At 70.3% G+C, this 16897-nt stretch carries 18 protein-coding genes; 17 read left to right on the forward strand and 1 reads right to left on the reverse strand.

The genetic code is table 11. The features are described from left to right. Nucleotides 1–131: 131 nt before the first annotated feature. The 15 genes from rpsD to nusB all read left to right on the forward strand — a co-directional run bounded on the left by rpsD (nucleotide 132) and on the right by nusB (nucleotide 14305). Nucleotides 132–746, forward strand: coding sequence for a 30S ribosomal protein S4 (gene rpsD / locus OO68_RS19335; protein WP_010046470.1), 615 nt, complete (start codon nucleotides 132–134; stop codon nucleotides 744–746). A 176-nt stretch (nucleotides 747–922) separates the two neighbouring features. Beyond that, complete coding sequence (locus OO68_RS19340; RefSeq protein ID WP_209442599.1) at nucleotides 923–1363, forward strand: DUF948 domain-containing protein; 441 nt, start codon at nucleotides 923–925, stop codon at nucleotides 1361–1363. Between the two features lie 9 nt (nucleotides 1364–1372). After that, nucleotides 1373–1726, forward strand: a complete 354-nt coding sequence (locus OO68_RS19345; protein WP_033309654.1) for a hypothetical protein — start codon at nucleotides 1373–1375, stop codon at nucleotides 1724–1726. Then, entirely contained in the window at nucleotides 1726–4398 is a 2673-nt protein-coding gene (gene alaS / locus OO68_RS19350; RefSeq protein WP_033309655.1) for an alanine--tRNA ligase, read from the forward strand. The genes OO68_RS19345 and alaS overlap by 1 nt, the downstream gene beginning before the upstream one ends. 17 nt (nucleotides 4399–4415) lie before the next feature. Next, nucleotides 4416–4880 (forward strand): Holliday junction resolvase RuvX, encoded by a 465-nt coding sequence (ruvX, locus tag OO68_RS19355; protein WP_033309656.1) that lies wholly within the window; start codon nucleotides 4416–4418, stop codon nucleotides 4878–4880. Between the two features lie 121 nt (nucleotides 4881–5001). Next, nucleotides 5002–6732 carry an endolytic transglycosylase MltG gene (gene mltG, locus OO68_RS19360; protein ID WP_033309657.1) on the forward strand — a complete coding sequence of 577 codons (1731 nt, stop codon included), beginning with the start codon at nucleotides 5002–5004 and terminating at the stop codon, nucleotides 6730–6732. After that, entirely contained in the window at nucleotides 6713–7552 is an 840-nt protein-coding gene (locus tag OO68_RS19365) for a shikimate dehydrogenase (protein WP_033309658.1), read from the forward strand. Before mltG ends, OO68_RS19365 begins: the two co-directional genes overlap by 20 nt. Before the next feature lie 51 nt (nucleotides 7553–7603). Beyond that, complete coding sequence (locus OO68_RS19370) at nucleotides 7604–8005, forward strand: hypothetical protein (protein WP_033309659.1); 402 nt, start codon at nucleotides 7604–7606, stop codon at nucleotides 8003–8005. 140 nt (nucleotides 8006–8145) lie between these two features. After that, the gene (aroC, locus tag OO68_RS19375) at nucleotides 8146–9330 is read left to right on the forward strand and encodes a chorismate synthase (RefSeq protein ID WP_033309660.1); all 1185 of its coding nucleotides are present in this window, start codon (nucleotides 8146–8148) and stop codon (nucleotides 9328–9330) included. After that, nucleotides 9327–9842, forward strand: a complete 516-nt coding sequence (locus OO68_RS19380; protein ID WP_033309661.1) for a shikimate kinase — start codon at nucleotides 9327–9329, stop codon at nucleotides 9840–9842. The genes aroC and OO68_RS19380 overlap by 4 nt, the downstream gene beginning before the upstream one ends. Next, a complete protein-coding gene (gene aroB, locus OO68_RS19385; protein WP_033309662.1) occupies nucleotides 9839–10930 on the forward strand; it encodes a 3-dehydroquinate synthase in 1092 nt (363 codons plus the stop codon). The genes OO68_RS19380 and aroB overlap by 4 nt, the downstream gene beginning before the upstream one ends. A 164-nt stretch (nucleotides 10931–11094) precedes the next feature. Further along, a complete protein-coding gene (locus OO68_RS19390) occupies nucleotides 11095–11952 on the forward strand; it encodes a Pro-rich N-terminal domain-containing protein (protein ID WP_078625371.1) in 858 nt (285 codons plus the stop codon). Between the two features lie 180 nt (nucleotides 11953–12132). Next, a complete protein-coding gene (locus OO68_RS19395; RefSeq protein ID WP_033309664.1) occupies nucleotides 12133–13248 on the forward strand; it encodes an aminopeptidase P family protein in 1116 nt (371 codons plus the stop codon). A gap of 53 nt (nucleotides 13249–13301) precedes the next feature. Then, nucleotides 13302–13868, forward strand: a complete 567-nt coding sequence (efp, locus tag OO68_RS19400; RefSeq protein ID WP_030843148.1) for an elongation factor P — start codon at nucleotides 13302–13304, stop codon at nucleotides 13866–13868. Nucleotides 13869–13870: 2 nt separating this feature from the next. Next, nucleotides 13871–14305, forward strand: a complete 435-nt coding sequence (gene nusB / locus OO68_RS19405) for a transcription antitermination factor NusB (RefSeq protein ID WP_031138968.1) — start codon at nucleotides 13871–13873, stop codon at nucleotides 14303–14305. 174 nt (nucleotides 14306–14479) lie between these two features. Here nusB and bldD read toward each other — a convergent pair whose 3' ends face one another. After that, the gene (gene bldD / locus OO68_RS19410; RefSeq protein WP_018570201.1) at nucleotides 14480–14983 is read right to left on the reverse strand and encodes a transcriptional regulator BldD; all 504 of its coding nucleotides are present in this window, start codon (nucleotides 14981–14983) and stop codon (nucleotides 14480–14482) included. Nucleotides 14984–15249: 266 nt separating this feature from the next. Here bldD and pyrR point away from each other — a divergent pair, with 266 nt between their 5' ends. After that, complete coding sequence (pyrR, locus tag OO68_RS19415; RefSeq protein WP_033309665.1) at nucleotides 15250–15816, forward strand: bifunctional pyr operon transcriptional regulator/uracil phosphoribosyltransferase PyrR; 567 nt, start codon at nucleotides 15250–15252, stop codon at nucleotides 15814–15816. 102 nt (nucleotides 15817–15918) lie between these two features. Beyond that, nucleotides 15919–16896 (forward strand): aspartate carbamoyltransferase catalytic subunit, encoded by a 978-nt coding sequence (locus OO68_RS19420; RefSeq protein ID WP_033309666.1) that lies wholly within the window; start codon nucleotides 15919–15921, stop codon nucleotides 16894–16896. The last annotated feature ends 1 nt before the right edge of the window (nucleotide 16897 follow it).

The raw sequence follows: 16897 nt of genomic DNA on the forward strand, positions 1-16897 counted from the left end.
CTGCACGTATGTGCCCAGACCAGGGGAGCGGCTGCCCACCGCGGTCCACCAGGACCGAGGCGGGTTTCCCCGGCTGCGGATGCGACCTCCCTCAACCCTGACAAGCCGGAAACCAGGAAAGAGAAAAGACAGTGGCGAACCAGTCCCGCCCCAAGGTCAAGAAGTCGCGTGCCCTCGGCATCGCGCTGACCCCGAAGGCCGTCAAGTACTTCGAGGCCCGCCCCTACCCGCCGGGTGAGCACGGCCGTGGCCGCAAGCAGAACTCGGACTACAAGGTCCGTCTGCTCGAGAAGCAGCGTCTGCGCGCGCAGTACGACGTGTCCGAGCGCCAGCTCGTCCGCGCCTACGAGCGTGCCTCCAAGGTCCAGGGCAAGACCGGTGAGGCCCTGATCATCGAGCTGGAGCGCCGTCTCGACGCCCTGGTTCTGCGTTCGGGCATCGCCCGCACGATCTACCAGGCCCGCCAGATGGTCGTCCACGGCCACATCGCGGTCAACGGCAAGAAGGTCGACAAGCCCTCCTTCCGTGTCCGTCCGGACGACGTCGTGCAGGTTCGCGAGCGTTCCAAGGAGAAGACCCTCTTCACGATCGCCCGTGAGGGTGGCTTCGCCCCCGACGGTGAGACCCCGCGCTACCTCCAGGTGAACCTCAAGGCCCTGGCGTTCCGCCTGGACCGCGAGCCGAACCGCAAGGAGATCCCGGTGATCTGCGACGAGCAGCTCGTCGTCGAGTACTACGCCCGCTGATCCTCGGCAGGCACGCGGTACCTCAGCCCGCCGTCTCCCCACCTGTCCGGGTGGGCGAGGCGGCGGGCTTTCGCGATTCCCCTGCTCCCGCGCGGGAAACCGGTACGGAGCGCAACCTCCGGCGCGATAGGCTCGTCGCACGACTTTTTGATGTTCAGGCACGTTTCAGGGAGCGGGTGCACACAGTGTCCGGTGGAGAGGTTGCCGGGATCCTGGTGGCCGTGTTCTGGGCGATCCTGGTCTCCTTCCTCGCCGTCGCGCTGGCGAGGGTGGCCCAGACGCTCAAGGCGACCACCAAGCTTGTGGCGGACGTGACCGACCAGGCCGTCCCGCTGCTGGCCGACGCCTCGGCGGCGGTGCGCTCCGCGCAGACGCAGATCGACCGGGTCGACTCGATCGCCTCCGACGTCCAGGAGGTCACGTCGAACGCCTCGGCGCTGTCGACGACGGTGGCCTCCACCTTCGGCGGCCCCCTGGTCAAGGTCGCGGCCTTCGGCTACGGCGTGCGCCGGGCACTGGGCGGACGCAAGGAGGACGTGCCCGCCAAGGCGCCCAGGCGTACCGTGATCGTGGGCCGCACGGTCACCCGGCGCAGCGCCCGAGACAAGAGGGACTGAGAACCAGCGATGTTCCGCCGCACCTTCTGGTTCACCACGGGCGTCGCCGCCGGTGTGTGGGCCACCACAAAGGTCAATCGCAAGCTGAAGCAGCTGACCCCCGAGAGCCTCGCCAGAACCGCCGGCAACAAGGCGATCGAGGCCGGTCACCGCATCAAGGACCGCGCGGTCGGCTTCGCGCTCGACGTCCGGGACAACATGGCCGTGCGGGAGGCCGAACTGGGCGACGCCCTCGGGATCAACGAGAACCCCGAACTCCCCGGCCCCCGGCGGTTCGCCGCCATCGAGAACCGCAACAACCCGAAGTACGTCGAGGGTTCGGCGTACCAGACGTACCCGTACAACCGGAATGAGGACCACTGATGGAGTCGGCTGAGATTCGCCGCCGCTGGTTGAGCTTCTTCGAGGAGCGCGGTCACACCGTCGTCCCTTCGGCGTCGCTCATCGCGGACGACCCGACTCTGCTCCTCGTCCCGGCCGGCATGGTGCCCTTCAAGCCCTACTTCCTGGGTGAGGTCAAGCCGCCCTTCGACCGCGCCACCAGCGTGCAGAAGTGCGTGCGCACGCCGGACATCGAAGAGGTCGGCAAGACCACCCGGCACGGCACGTTCTTCCAGATGTGCGGCAACTTCTCCTTCGGCGACTACTTCAAGGAAGGCGCCATCAAGCTCGCCTGGGAGCTGCTCACCAGCGCCCAGGACAAGGGCGGCTACGGCCTCGACCCCGAGCGCCTGTGGATCACGGTCTACAAGGACGACGACGAGGCCGAGCGCATCTGGCACGACGTCGTCGGCGTGCCGAAGGAGCGCATCCAGCGCCTCGGCATGAAGGACAACTACTGGTCCATGGGCGTCCCCGGCCCCTGCGGCCCGTGTTCCGAGATCAACTACGACCGCGGCCCCGAGTTCGGCGCCGAGGGCGGCCCTGCCGTCAACGACGAGCGGTACGTGGAGATCTGGAACCTCGTCTTCATGCAGTACGAGCGGGGCGAGGGCATCGGCAAGGACAACTTCGAGATCCTCGGTGAGCTGCCCAGCAAGAACATCGACACCGGCCTCGGCCTCGAGCGCCTCGCCATGATTCTGCAGGGCGTGCAGAACATGTACGAGATCGACACCTCGATGGCCGTCATCAACAAGGCCACCGAGCTCACCGGCGTCCGCTACGGCGACGCCCACGACTCGGACGTCTCCCTGCGCGTGGTCACCGACCACATGCGCACCTCCGTGATGCTCATCGGCGACGGCGTCACCCCCGGCAACGAGGGCCGCGGTTACGTGCTGCGCCGCATCATGCGCCGCGCCATCCGCAACATGCGCCTGCTCGGCGCCACCGGTCCGGTCGTGAAGGACCTGATCGACACCGTGATCGCGATGATGGGCCAGCAGTACCCCGAGCTCATCACCGACCGCGAGCGCATCGAGAAGGTCGCCCTCGCCGAGGAGAACGCCTTCCTCAAGACGCTGAAGGCCGGCACCAACATCCTCGACACGGCCGTCACCGACACCAAGGCCGCCGGCGGCACCGTCCTGCCCGGCGACAAGGCCTTCCTGCTCCACGACACCTGGGGCTTCCCGATCGACCTCACCCTGGAGATGGCCGCCGAGCAGGGCCTCTCCGTGGACGAGGACGGCTTCCGGCGCCTGATGAAGGAGCAGCGGGAGCGCGCCAAGGCCGACGCCCAGGCCAAGAAGACCGGGCACGCCGGTGCCGGTGCCTACCGTGAGATCGCCGACCAGGCCGGCGCCACCGACTTCATCGGCTACACCGACACCGAGAGCGAGTCCACGATCGTCGGCATCCTCGTCGACGGTGCCTCCTCCCCGGCCGCCACCGAGGGCGACGAGGTCGAGATCGTCCTCGACCGCACCCCGTTCTACGCCGAGGGCGGTGGCCAGATCGGTGACACCGGCAGGATCAAGGTCGACACCGGTGCCGTCATCGAGATCCGCGACTGCCAGAAGCCGGTGCCGGGGGTCTACGTCCACAAGGGCGTCGTCCAGGTCGGCGAGGTCACCGTCGGGGCCAAGGCCCACGCCTCGATCGACGACCGCCGCCGCAAGGCCATCGCCCGTGCCCACTCGGCCACCCACCTGACCCACCAGGCCCTGCGCGACGCCCTCGGCCCGACGGCCGCCCAGGCCGGTTCCGAGAACCAGCCCGGCCGCTTCCGGTTCGACTTCGGCTCCCCGTCCGCCGTCCCGACGGCCGTGATGACCGACGTCGAGCAGAAGATCAACGAGGTGCTCGCCCGCGACCTGGACGTCCGTGCCGACGTCATGGGCATCGACGAGGCCAAGAAGCAGGGCGCCATCGCCGAATTCGGTGAAAAGTACGGCGAGCGCGTCCGTGTGGTGACCATCGGCGACTTTTCCAAGGAGCTGTGCGGCGGCACCCACGTGCACAACACCGCCCAGCTGGGCCTGGTGAAGCTGCTCGGCGAGTCCTCCATCGGCTCGGGTGTGCGCCGGATCGAGGCCCTGGTCGGCGTGGACGCCTACAACTTCCTCGCCCGGGAGCACACGGTCGTCGCCCAGCTCCAGGAGCTGATCAAGGGCCGCCCGGAGGAGCTCCCGGAGAAGGTCTCTGCCATGCTCGGCAAGCTGAAGGACGCCGAGAAGGAGATCGAGAAGTTCCGCGCCGAGAAGGTCCTCCAGGCCGCCGCCGGTCTCGCCGAGTCTGCCAAGGACATCCGTGGCGTTGCCGTCGTGACCGGTCAGGTCCCGGACGGCACGAGCGCCGACGACCTGCGCAAGCTCGTCCTTGACGTGCGCGGACGCATCCAGGGCGGACGGGCCGCCGTCGTCGCCCTGTTCACGGTGGCGAACGGAAAGCCGCTGACGGTCATCGCCACCAACGAGGCCGCCCGCGAGCGTGGCCTGAAGGCCGGCGACCTGGTCCGCACGGCCGCCAAGACCCTCGGCGGCGGCGGTGGCGGCAAGCCGGACGTCGCCCAGGGCGGCGGCCAGAACCCGGCCGCCATCGGCGATGCCGTGGACGCCGTCGAGCGCCTGGTCACCGAGACCGCCAAGTAAGAGACGGGTCGGACAGCATGCGCAGAGGACGTCGACTCGCGATCGACGTCGGGGACGCCCGCATCGGGGTCGCCTCGTGCGACCCCGACGGGATCCTCGCCACCCCGGTGGAGACGGTCCCGGGGCGTGACATCCCGGCAGCTCAGCGACGGTTGAAGCAACTCGTCGAGGAGTACGAGCCCCTGGAGGTCGTGGTTGGTCTCCCGCGCTCTCTCAAGGGGGGCGAGGGCCCGGCCGCGGTCAAGGTCCGGGGCTTCACCCAGGAACTGGCCCGCATGATCTCCCCGATTCCGGTGAGACTCGTCGACGAACGCATGACGACGGTGACGGCCAGTCAGGGACTGCGCGCCTCAGGCGTAAAATCCAAGAAGGGCCGGTCCGTCATCGACCAGGCAGCGGCAGTCGTCATCCTGCAACAGGCCCTCGAATCCGAACGGGTGTCAGGTAAAGCACCCGGCGAAGGCGTCGAAGTGGTCATCTGATCGCGATACGGTAACGTTCCGCGCGATGCGACGGCATTCGAACAGCCGCCGCACAGCAAGAGGCGGGACGGGAGCCGGGCCGGAAGCCGCGCGACCGCCGCCTCGCGGCTCTAGGGGATCGATGACTGAGTATGGCCGGGGCCAAGGCTCCGAACCGTGGCATCCGGAGGACCCGTTGTACGGGGACGGCGGATGGGGCGGACAGCAGGCCCATCAGGGTCAGCAGTCCCCCTACGGCGGCCAGCCGCAGCACTATCCAGAGCAGCCGCAGCAGCCGCAGTACGGCGACTGGGGCACCGGCGACCAGGCCGCATACGGCCAGGCGCAGCAGCAGTACCAGTACGACCAGCAGTACGCGGCACAGGCCCACGGGCATCAGCAGTACCCCGGACAGGACCACGGGCACCAGCAGGCCCAGGGCTACCACCAGCAGCAGTACGACACCGGCGGCTGGGCCAACGACCCCCACCAGCAGGTCTCGTACCCCGGCGACCCGGGGGATCCGTACGGGCAGCAGGCCGGTTCGTACGGCGGGGGCGAGCAGGACTACTACGGCACGCCTGACGCCTACCCACCCCCGGAGCCGCCCGGCCGGCGCGGGGTCGAGCCCGCTCAGGAGCCCGCCCAGGAACCGGCGACCGACTGGGACCCCGGTCCCGACCAGGGCGAACACGCCTTCTTCGCGGGCGGCGACGACGATGACGACGGCGACGAGCCGGGGGAGCGCCGCGGGCGCGAGGACAAGCGCGGGCGCGGCGGCGGCAAACCGAAGAAGCGCCGCAACGGCATGGCCTGCCTGCTGGTCGTCGTGATCCTCGGCGGCGGCCTCGCCGGCGTCAGCTACTTCGGCTACCAGTTCTACCAGGATCGTTTCGGCGATGCCCCGGACTTCGCGGGCGGGGGCAACGGCCAGCAGGTGACGGTCGAGATCCCCGAGGGAGCACTCGGGTACAAGATCGGTCAGGTGCTGAAGAGCGCGGGGGTCGTCAAGAGCGTCGACGCCTTCGTCGCGGCCCAGCAGAGCAACCCCGAAGGCAAGAGCATCCAGGACGGCGTGTACACGCTGCAGAAGCAAATGTCGGCCGAGAGTGCGGTCGAACTGATGCTCAGTCCGAAGAGCCGCGACAACCTGATCATCGCGGAAGGCAAGCGCAACGCCGACGTCTACCGGCTCATCGACAAGCGGCTGGGCGTCAAGGCGGGCACGACCGCCGCGGTCGCCGAGAAGGATTACAAGAAGCTGGGCCTGCCCGCCTGGGCGCTGAACCATCCGGATGTCAAGGACCCGCTCGAAGGATTCCTCTACCCGTCCAGCTATGGCGTCAGCAAGGGTCAGAAGCCCGAGGCCGTGCTCAAGCAGATGGTGGGCCGGGCTGCCGCGACGTACAAGAAGGCCGGCGTCGAGAAGAAGGCCGAGAGCCTCGGACTCGAGAACCCGTGGCAGCTGATCACCGTGGCGAGCCTCGTCCAGGCCGAAGGCAAGACGCACGACGACTTCCGGAAGATGGCCGAGGTGGTCTACAACCGCCTCAAGCCCACCAACACGGAGACCAACCAGCTCCTCCAGTTCGACTCGTCCTTCAACTACCTGAAGAACGAGAGCAACATTCACATCAGCGAGTCCGAGATCAACAGCAACAAGGACCCGTACAACACGTACACCAACAAGGGCCTGCCGCCCGGTCCGATCGACAACCCCGGGGACGTCGCGTTGCAGGCGGCCCTGAACCCCACGAAGGACGGCTGGATCTACTTCGTGGCGACCGACGGCGTGAGCAAGACCGAGTTCGCCAAGACCCACGCGCAGTTCCTGAAGCTGAAGGACAAGTTCGATGCCAGCTCGGGCAACTGACGCCCGCCGCGCCGCAGTGCTCGGCAGCCCCATCGCCCACTCCCTCTCCCCGGTCCTGCACCGCACCGCCTACCGGGAGTTGGGCCTGGCCGGCTGGACGTACGACAGGTTCGAGGTCGACGAGGCCGGGCTGCCCGCGTTCTTCGAGACGCTCGACGCGGACTGGGCCGGGCTCTCGCTGACCATGCCGCTGAAGCGGGCCGTGATCCCGCTGCTCGACGGGATCAGTGAGACCGCCGCCTCGGTCGAGGCCGTCAACACCGTCGTCTGCAGGGAGGACGGGCGCAGGGTCGGGGACAACACCGACATCCCCGGCATGGTCGCCGCCCTGCGCGAACACGGCATCGAGCAGGTCGACTCCGCCGCCGTCCTCGGCGCCGGCGCCACCGCCTCCTCCGCGCTGGCCGCGCTGTCCCGCATCTGCCCGGGTGAGATCGCCGTGTACGTGCGCAGCGAGGCGCGGGCGGTCGAGATGCGGCAGTGGGCGGAGCGGCTCGACGTCTCCGTCCGCATCGCCGACTGGGCGGACGCCGAGCGGGCCCTGCGTGCCCCGCTGGTGATCAGCACCACGCCGGCCGGTGTCACCGACGCCCTCGCCCGGTCCGTGCCGGAGCGCCCGGCGGCCCTCTTCGACGTCCTGTACGACCCCTGGCCGACCGACCTCGCCGCCCGCTGGTCGGCCTACGGCGGTGCCGTCGTCAGCGGTCTCGACCTGCTGGTGCACCAGGCCGTGCTCCAGGTCGAGCAGATGACGGGGCTGGCCCCGGCGCCCCTGGACGCCATGCGAAAAGCGGGCGAGCGGGCGCTGGCCGACCGATAAGATCCGCTCTCGGTTCCGCAGGGGGCGGAACAGGGGAGGGGAACGTCCGTCATGTCCGCAGGCCTGCCTCAGGCGTCCGTCAAGTCCCAGATATTCGAGTCCCTGCTCGGATTCCTGCCCGACTGGGTGCAGATCACGGTGCTCGCCCTGATCGTGCTCGCCGTCGTGGCGTCCTGGGTCGTCAAGATCAAGCGTAAGATCGCCCACCGGCGCGCCGTCCGCACCGGGCAGCCGGTCCACGCGGCGGCCCAGTACGGGCAAGGGCGCGGAGCGGACTACCTGGGGGAGTACGCACCCCGGCAGGAGCAGCAGCAGGGCAGCGGGGCCGACCATCTGGGGGCGTACGCCCCGCAGGCCCAGCCCGCGCAGCAGCCGAGCGGTGCCGACTTCCTCGGGGCGTACGCGCCGCAGCAGCGGCAGGCCGACGGCCCGTCCGCGAACGCGTCCGCTTGATGGACCGGCCGCCGGGCGAACGGCCCGGGCGTGGGAGGATCGGAGATGGCGGACCGGGCCGCGCACCCGGTACGCCGTCGCCGTACGCGACGAGGCGCGTACGCAGGGCAGTACCAGGGCGCGAGCACTGAGGAGCACCGTTGAGCAGGTTGCGCTGGCTGACCGCGGGGGAGTCCCACGGTCCCGCACTCGTCGCGACGCTGGAGGGCCTTCCCGCCGGCGTGCCGATCACCACGGACATGGTGGCGGACCATCTCGCGAGGCGGCGCCTGGGCTATGGACGCGGTGCCCGGATGAAGTTCGAGCGCGACGAGGTCACCTTCCTCGGCGGCGTCCGGCACGGCCTCACCCTCGGCTCCCCGGTCGCGATCATGGTCGGCAACACCGAGTGGCCCAAGTGGGAACAGGTCATGGCCGCCGACCCGGTCGACCCGGAGATCCTCGACGGGCTCGCCCGCAACGCTCCGCTGACCCGGCCGCGCCCCGGCCACGCCGACCTGGCGGGCATGCAGAAGTACGGCTTCGACGAGGCCCGGCCGATCCTGGAGCGCGCCTCCGCGCGGGAGACGGCCGCACGTGTGGCACTGGGCGCGGTGGCTCGCTCGTACCTGAAGGAGACGACTGGCGTCGAGATCGTCAGCCATGTGGTGGAGCTGGCGGCGGCGAAGGCGCCGAAGGGCGTATACCCGACCCCAGGCGACGTCGAGAAGCTGGACGCGGACCCGGTGCGCTGCCTGGACGCCGACGCGTCGAAGGCGATGGTCGCCGAGATCGACCAGGCCCACAAGGACGGCGACACCCTCGGCGGCGTGGTCGAGATCCTGGCCTACGGCGTGCCCGTCGGCCTGGGTTCGCACGTGCACTGGGACCGCAAGCTGGACGCCCGGCTCGCCGGTGCGCTCATGGGCATCCAGGCGATCAAGGGCGTCGAGATCGGCGACGGCTTCGAGCTCGCCCGGGTGCCCGGCTCCAAGGCCCACGACGAGATCGTGAAGACCGACGACGGCATCCGGCGCACCACCGGCCGTTCCGGCGGCACCGAGGGCGGTCTGACCACCGGTGAGCTGCTGCGCGTGCGCGCGGCGATGAAGCCGATCGCCACCGTGCCGCGCGCTCTGCAGACCGTGGACGTCACCACCGGCGAGGCCGCGCAGGCCCACCACCAGCGCTCGGACGTCTCCGCGGTCCCGGCCGCCGGTATCGTCGCCGAGGCCATGGTGGCCCTGGTGCTCGCGGACGCGGTGGCGGAGAAGTTCGGCGGTGACTCGGTGGCCGAGACCCGCCGCAACGTGACGTCGTACCTCGACAACCTCGCCATCCGATGAGCGGTCCGCTGGTCGTCCTGGTCGGCCCGATGGGTGTCGGCAAGTCCACCGTCGGGCAGCTGCTGGCCGAGCGGCTCGGGGTCTCCTACCGGGACACCGACGACGACATCGTCGCCGAGCAGGGCAGGACCATCGCCGAGATCTTCGTCGACGAGGGTGAGTCCGCCTTCCGGGTGATCGAGAAGACGGCCGTGCACCGGGCGCTCGCCGAGCATGACGGCATCCTGGCCCTGGGCGGCGGCGCGATCCTCGACTCCGGCACGCGCGCGCTGCTCGCCGGGCAGCGGGTGGCGTACCTGTCGATGGACGTCGAGGAGGCGGTCAAGCGCACCGGCCTCAACGCGGCCCGGCCCCTGCTCGCGGTCAACCCGCGCAAGCAGTGGCGCGAGCTGATGGAGGCCCGCCGCCACCTGTACGAAGAGGTCGCCACGGCCGTCGTCGCCACCGATGGCCGTACGCCCGAAGAGGTCACCGAAGCCGCCCTGGACGCACTGGAGTTGAAGGAAGCATGAACGAGGCAGTCACGCGGATCCAGGTCGGCGGCACCGCGGGGACCGACCCGTACGAGGTCCTCGTGGGCCGGCAACTTCTGGGTGAACTCGGCGGGCTGATCGGCGAGAAGGCCCAGCGGGTCGCGATCATCCACCCCGAGGCGCTGGCGGAGACCGGCGACGCGCTGCGCGCCGACCTGGCCGAGCAGGGCTACGACGTGGTCGCCGTCCAGGTGCCCAACGCGGAGGAGGCCAAGACCGCCGAGGTCGCCGCGTACTGCTGGAAGGCGCTCGGCCAGTCCGGCTTCACGCGCACGGACGTCATCGTCGGCGTCGGCGGCGGCGCGACCACGGACCTCGCCGGGTTCGGCGCCGCCACCTGGCTGCGCGGGGTGCGCTGGATCGCCATCCCGACCACCGTGCTCGCCATGGTGGACGCGGCCGTCGGCGGCAAGACCGGCATCAACACCGCCGAGGGCAAGAACCTGGTCGGTGCCTTCCACCCGCCCGCCGGTGTCCTGTGCGACCTGGCCGCGCTGGACTCCCTGCCGGTCAACGACTACGTCTCCGGGCTCGCCGAGGTCATCAAGGCCGGCTTCATCGCCGACCCGGTCATCCTGGACCTCATCGAGTCCGACCCCGAGGCCGCCCGCACCCCGGCCGGTCCGCACACCGCCGAGCTCATCGAGCGCTCCATCCGGGTCAAGGCCGACGTCGTGTCGTCGGACCTGAAGGAGTCGGGCCTGCGCGAGATCCTCAACTACGGTCACACGCTCGGCCACGCCATCGAGAAGAACGAGCGCTACAAGTGGCGCCACGGTGCGGCGGTCTCGGTCGGCATGCACTTCGCCGCCGAACTGGGGCGCCTGGCGGGCCGGCTGGACGACGCGACGGCCGACCGCCACCGCACGATCCTCGAAGCGGTCGGACTGCCCCTGCACTACCGGTACGACCAGTGGCCCAAGCTGCTGGAGACCATGAAGGTCGACAAGAAGTCCCGCGGCAACCTGCTGCGCTTCATCGTCCTCGACGGCCTGGCCAAGCCCACCGTCCTGGAGGGACCCGACCCGGCCGTGCTGCTCGCCGCGTACGGCGAAGTGGGGCAGTAAGTCCCCCGTCGCTCCTTCTGCCCGAAATCACCTGACGGAGCCGGGCACTTCGGGCCGCCCCCGGCCGTTCACACATCGACGACCGGGGGCGGTACCGTTCGGTAGCAAGCGGGTTCCGCCCCGCTGTCAGCGCCCATCGCCTGTACGAGACGGAGTGGCACCGGATGCAGCACGCAGTGGGTTCTCCGCTGCCGCCGCCCCATCAGCCGGGGCACGGACCGGCCACCGGCTGGTCGCCGGCCGCACAACACCCGGTCCCGCCGAACGCGGGCGCGCACCAGGGCCCCGTGCCCGTGCCCCCGCCGCCCCCGGCACCGGGATACCCGGCGCCCCCGCCCGCACCGGGACCGGCCGCGACGTCCGCCCCGCCGGCGCCGGAGACCACCGGGCACGTGCCGCTGCCGCCCGGCGGCCCGGTCGCCATGCCGATGGCCCCGCCCGCCGCGACCGTTCCCGACCCCGCCGGCACGACCCTCGCGGTGCTGCTCATCGGCCCCGCGGGCGCGGGCAAGACCAGCGTCGCCAAGTACTGGGCGGACCACCGCCGGGTCCCCACGGCCCACATCAGCCTCGACGACGTGCGCGAGTGGGTCCGCTCCGGCTTCGCCGACCCCCAGTCCGGGTGGAACGACAACTCCGAGGCCCAGTACCGCCTGGCCCGCCGCACGTGTGGTTTCGCCGCACGGAACTTCCTGGCCAACGGCATCTCGTGCATCCTCGACGACGCGGTCTTCCCCGACCGCCCGGTCGTCGGCCTCGGCGGCTGGAAACGCCACGTCGGGCCGGGCCTGCTGCCGGTCGTCCTCCTGCCCGGACTGGACATCGTCCTGGAACGCAACGCGGAGCGCTCGGGCAACCGACGGCTCTCGGACGAGGAGGTCGCCCGCATCCACGGCCGCATGGCCGGCTGGTACGGCTCCGGCCTGCCGATCATCGACAACTCCCAGCTGGACGTACCGGAGACGGCGAGAATCCTGGACGACGTCCTGGCCAGGTCGATCGCCAGCCCACCCCAGTGGTGAGCGCCCCGTAGGGGCGCGGGGAACTGCGCGACAAGCCCCCACGCAGGCGCGGACGGCACGCGACCCCGCGCGGCACGACCCCTCCCGAAACAGCCCCCCAACCCGCCCGGACAAACCAGGCACCGCCCACTCAGACCCCCTCAACCGGCGCCAAACCGGCGGAGCTCATACGCTCGGGTCATGTCAGAGGTGTACGCGGCCCGCCGGACGCGTCTGAGGGACTACTGCAACGCGGGCGGCAGCGCGGCGGCGCTGGTCTCCCGCCCCGCCAACGTGCGCTATCTCGCGGGCGCCGCCCCGCACGGCGCCGTTCTGCTCCTGGGCAGGACCGAGGAGCAGGACCTCCTGGTCCGTGCCGGAGCCACGGCCGACCGCCCCGCGCAGGAGCGCCCCGACGAGGCCCTGCGCGTCCAGATCCTGCCCGGAGCCGGTGGCGGTGACCCGGCCGTCGCGGCCGCGCGTCTCGCCGCGGGCCAGGGCGCCGACTCCCTCGCGGTGGAGGAGCACCACCTCACCGTGTCCCGGCACCGGGCCCTCGGCTCGGTCGCCCCCGGGCTGCGTCTCACCGGCCTCGGCAACGCCGTCGAGCAGCTCAGGGTCGTCAAGGACGAGGAGGAGATCTCCTGTCTGCGCATCGGCGCCGAGATCGCCGACCAGGCCCTCGGCGAGCTCCTGGAGTCGATCCTCGTGGGCCGCACCGAGCGCCACCTCGCTCTGGAGCTGGAGCGGCGGCTCGTGGATCACGGGGCCGACGGGCCGGCCTTCCCGACATCGGTGGCCACCGGGCCGAACGCCGGACGCCCCGGCCACCGGCCCACCGACCGCCGGGTCGAGGAGGGCGATTTCCTCTCCGTGTGCCTCGGTGCCACGTACCGCGGCTACCGCTGCGAGATCGGCCGCACCTTCGTCATCGGCACCGCTCCCGCGGACTGGCAGATCGAGCTGTACGACCTGGTCTTCGCAGCCCAGCGGGCCGGTCGTGAGAGCCTGGTACCCGGCGCCGCCTGCCGGGACGTCGACCGCGCCGCACGCCAGGTCCTGGACTCCGCGGGGTACACGGAGGGCCTCACGGTCCTGACCGGACACGGCGTGGGGCTCGAAATCGACGAGGACCCTCAATTGAGCCCCGCGGCCATGGGTAAACTGGACGCTTGCGTGCCGGTCACCGTCGAACCGGGGGTCCACCTCCCGGGCCGGGGCGGCGTCCGGATCGATGACACGCTCGTCGTCCGCCCCGAGGCGGACGGCGGACCCGAGCTACTCACCATCACGACCAAGGAGCTGCTCGCCCTGTAGCCAGGCAGGCGCGTGCCCCGGCGTCGTACGTCAGTCCAGGAGATTCCGCAACCGTGGCTTCCACGAACGACCTCAAGAACGGCATGGTGCTCAAGCTCGAAGGCGGCCAGCTCTGGTCCGTCGTCGAGTTCCAGCACGTCAAGCCCGGCAAGGGCCCGGCCTTCGTGCGCACCAAGCTCAAGAACGTGCTCTCCGGCAAGGTCGTCGACAAGACCTTCAACGCCGGCGTCAAGGTCGAAACGGCCACCGTCGACAAGCGCGACATGCAGTTCTCCTACATGGACGGCGAGTACTTCGTCTTCATGGACATGGAGACCTACGACCAGCTCCACGTCGACAAGAAGGCCGTCGGCGACGCCGCCAACTTCCTGATCGAGGGCTTCACCGCCACCGTCGCGCAGCACGAGGGCGAGGTGCTCTTCGTCGAGCTGCCGGCCGCCGTCGAGCTCGTCATCCAGGAGACCGAGCCGGGCGTCCAGGGCGACCGCTCCACGGGCGGCACCAAGCCCGCCATCCTGGAGACCGGCCACCAGATCAACGTGCCGCTCTTCATCACCACCGGTGAGAAGATCAAGGTCGACACCCGCACCAGCGACTACCTCGGCCGGGTGAACAGCTAACCGTGGCTGCCCGCAACACGGCCCGTAAGCGCGCCTTCCAGATCCTCTTCGAGGGGGACCAGCGCGGCGCCGAGGTGCTGACCGTCCTCGCGGACTGGGTCCGGCTCTCCCGGGCGGACACCCGGCAGCCGCCGGTCAGCGAGTACACGATGGAGCTGGTCGAGGGCTACGCGGAGCACGCGAAGCGCATCGACGAGCTGATCGCGCAGTACTCCGTCGGCTGGACGCTGGACCGCATGCCCGTCGTCGACCGCAACATCCTGCGGCTCGGCGCCTACGAGCTGATCTGGGTCGATGCGACGCCCGACGCCGTCGTCCTCGACGAGATGGTGCAGCTGGCGAAGGAGTTCTCCACGGACGAGTCGCCCTCGTTCGTGAACGGCCTGCTCGGCCGGCTGAAGGAACTCAAGCCCTCGCTCCGCCGCGACGAGGTCTGAGACGGACCACATGCCGGAGGGCCCGCAGCGCGACGGCTGCGGGCCCTCCGGCGTTCCCGTACGCCTCGGTGCGGCGCGGGGATGTCAGAGCCGCACAACGCCGCCGGGGTGGCCGGGAACCATACGGTTCCCGGCCACCCCGGCGGCACGTTTCTGCTGGGCCCGCGGAGCGGGTCAGGCCTCCTCGTGGGACGCCACCGCGCGGCGCGCGTCCGCGTCCAGGACACCCCAGCTGATCAGCTGTTCCGTGAGGACGGACGGCGACTGGTCGTAGATGACGGCGAGTGTGCGCAGGTCGTCCTGGCGGATCGACAGCACCTTGCCGTTGTAGTCACCGCGCTGCGACTGGATCGTGGCCGCGTAGCGCTGAAGGGGGCCCGCCTTCTCGGCCGGCACCGTGGCCAGCCGCTCCAGGTCCAGGACCAGCTTCGGCGGCGGCTCGGCGGCCCCGCCCGGGGTCGTGCCCGGAAGCAGCTCCTGCACCGGAACGCCGTAGAAATCCGCCAGCTCGGCAAGGCGCTGTACGGTCACGGCACGGTCGCCGCGCTCGTACGAACCGACCACGACCGCCTTCCAGCGTCCCTGGGACTTCTCCTCGACACCGTGGAGGGAAAGGCCCTGCTGGGTGCGGATCGCCCGGAGCTTGGCCCCGAGCTGTTTGGCGTATTCGCTGGACATATAGCTCCCCGGCACTGTGTCGACGCGTCTGGCGTGGGTGCCAGGCCGCGCGGCTGGTAACTCACTGTGAGGTTACGCAGCGTTACTCTGCCGCGTCAAGCCGGATGGTCCGCACCGACTCTTCCGTGGTATCGGCGTTCCGCTGGGCCGAGTGGGTGATCCGAGGGGGCCATCGGAGCGACAACGGTGACCTGCTACCGTGTATGGCGCAATCCCGACGTCCTTTAAGGTCCGTCCCGTGAGGCGGAGAAGGAGGTCCGTTTCGTATGGACACGCACGACACGCAGTCCGATGCCCGGCCCGTGCTCGAAGGGCCCGACATCGCGCGGGTGCTGACCCGCATCGCCCACGAGATCGTCGAACGCGCCAAGGGCGCCGACGACGTGGTGCTCCTCGGCATTCCGACCCGGGGCGTCTTCCTCGCCCGGCGGATCGCGGACAAGCTGGAGCAGATCACCGAGCGCAAGGTTCCCTGCGGCTCGCTCGACATCACCATGTACCGCGACGACCTGCGCATGCATCCGCCGCGCGCGCTCGCCCGCACCGAGATCCCCGGTGACGGCCTCGACGGCAAGCTCGTCGTCCTCGTCGACGACGTGCTCTTCTCCGGCCGCACCATCCGCGCCGCCCTCGACGCGCTGAACGACCTCGGGCGCCCGCGCGCGGTGCAGCTCGCCGTCCTCGTCGACCGCGGACACCGCGAACTGCCCATCCGCGCCGACTACGTCGGCAAGAACCTCCCCACGTCGTTGCGGGAGACGGTCAAGGTCCAGCTCGCCGAGGAGGACGGTCGCGACACCGTGCTGCTCGGTGCCAAGCCGACCTCCCGGTAGCGCTCCAGGCGTACGCCGCTGTCGTACGCCGGCTCAGTGCGCGCCTGCGCGCGCCCGTCTGCCCCGAACCTCCCGAATGAACTGCCCTACGGAGCCTGACAGATGCAGCGTCATCTCATCTCGGCCGCCGACCTCACCCGCGACGACGCCGTCCTGATCCTCGACACCGCCGAGGAGATGGCCCGGGTCGCCGACCGGCCGATCAAGAAGCTGCCGACCCTGCGCGGCCGCACGATCGTCAACCTCTTCTTCGAGGACTCCACCCGGACCCGGATCTCCTTCGAGGCCGCCGAGAAGCGGCTGTCCGCGGACGTCATCAACTTCTCCGCCAAGGGCTCCAGCGTCTCCAAGGGCGAGTCCCTGAAGGACACCGCCCAGACCCTGGAGGCCATGGGCGTCGACGCCGTCGTCATCCGGCACGGCGCCTCCGGAGCCCCGTACCGCCTCGCCAACTCCGGCTGGATCGACGCCGCCGTCGTCAACGCCGGCGACGGCACCCACCAGCACCCCACGCAGGCGCTGCTCGACGCCTTCACCATGCGCCGCCGTCTGATCGGCCCGGACGCCGGACTCGGCCAGGACCTCGAGGGCAAGCGCATCACGCTCGTCGGCGACGTCCTGCACAGCCGGGTCGCCCGCTCCAACGTCGACCTGCTGCACACCCTCGGCGCTGAGGTCACCCTCGTCGCCCCGCCGACCCTGCTGCCGGTCGGCATCGAGACCTGGCCCTGCGAGGTCTCCTACGACCTCGACAGCACGCTGACCAAGTCCGACGCGGTGATGATGCTGCGCGTCCAGCGCGAGCGCATGAACGCCGCGTTCTTCCCGACCGAGCGCGAGTACTCCCGGCGCTACGGGCTCGACGGCGACCGCATGGCGCGGATGCCCGAGCACGCCATCGTGATGCACCCCGGCCCGATGGTCCGCGGCATGGAGATCACCGCCGAGGTCGCCGACTCCGACCGCTGCACCGTCGTCGAGCAGGTCGCAAACGGAGTGTCCATCCGAATGGCCGTCCTGTACCTGCTGCTCGGTGGGAACGAACCCGCCGTCACCCACCCCCGCACCGAGGAGAAGTAAG

Origin of the sequence: Streptomyces iakyrus (genome assembly GCF_000717055.1) — a bacterium.
GTDB classification, from domain to species: domain Bacteria; phylum Actinomycetota; class Actinomycetes; order Streptomycetales; family Streptomycetaceae; genus Streptomyces; species Streptomyces iakyrus.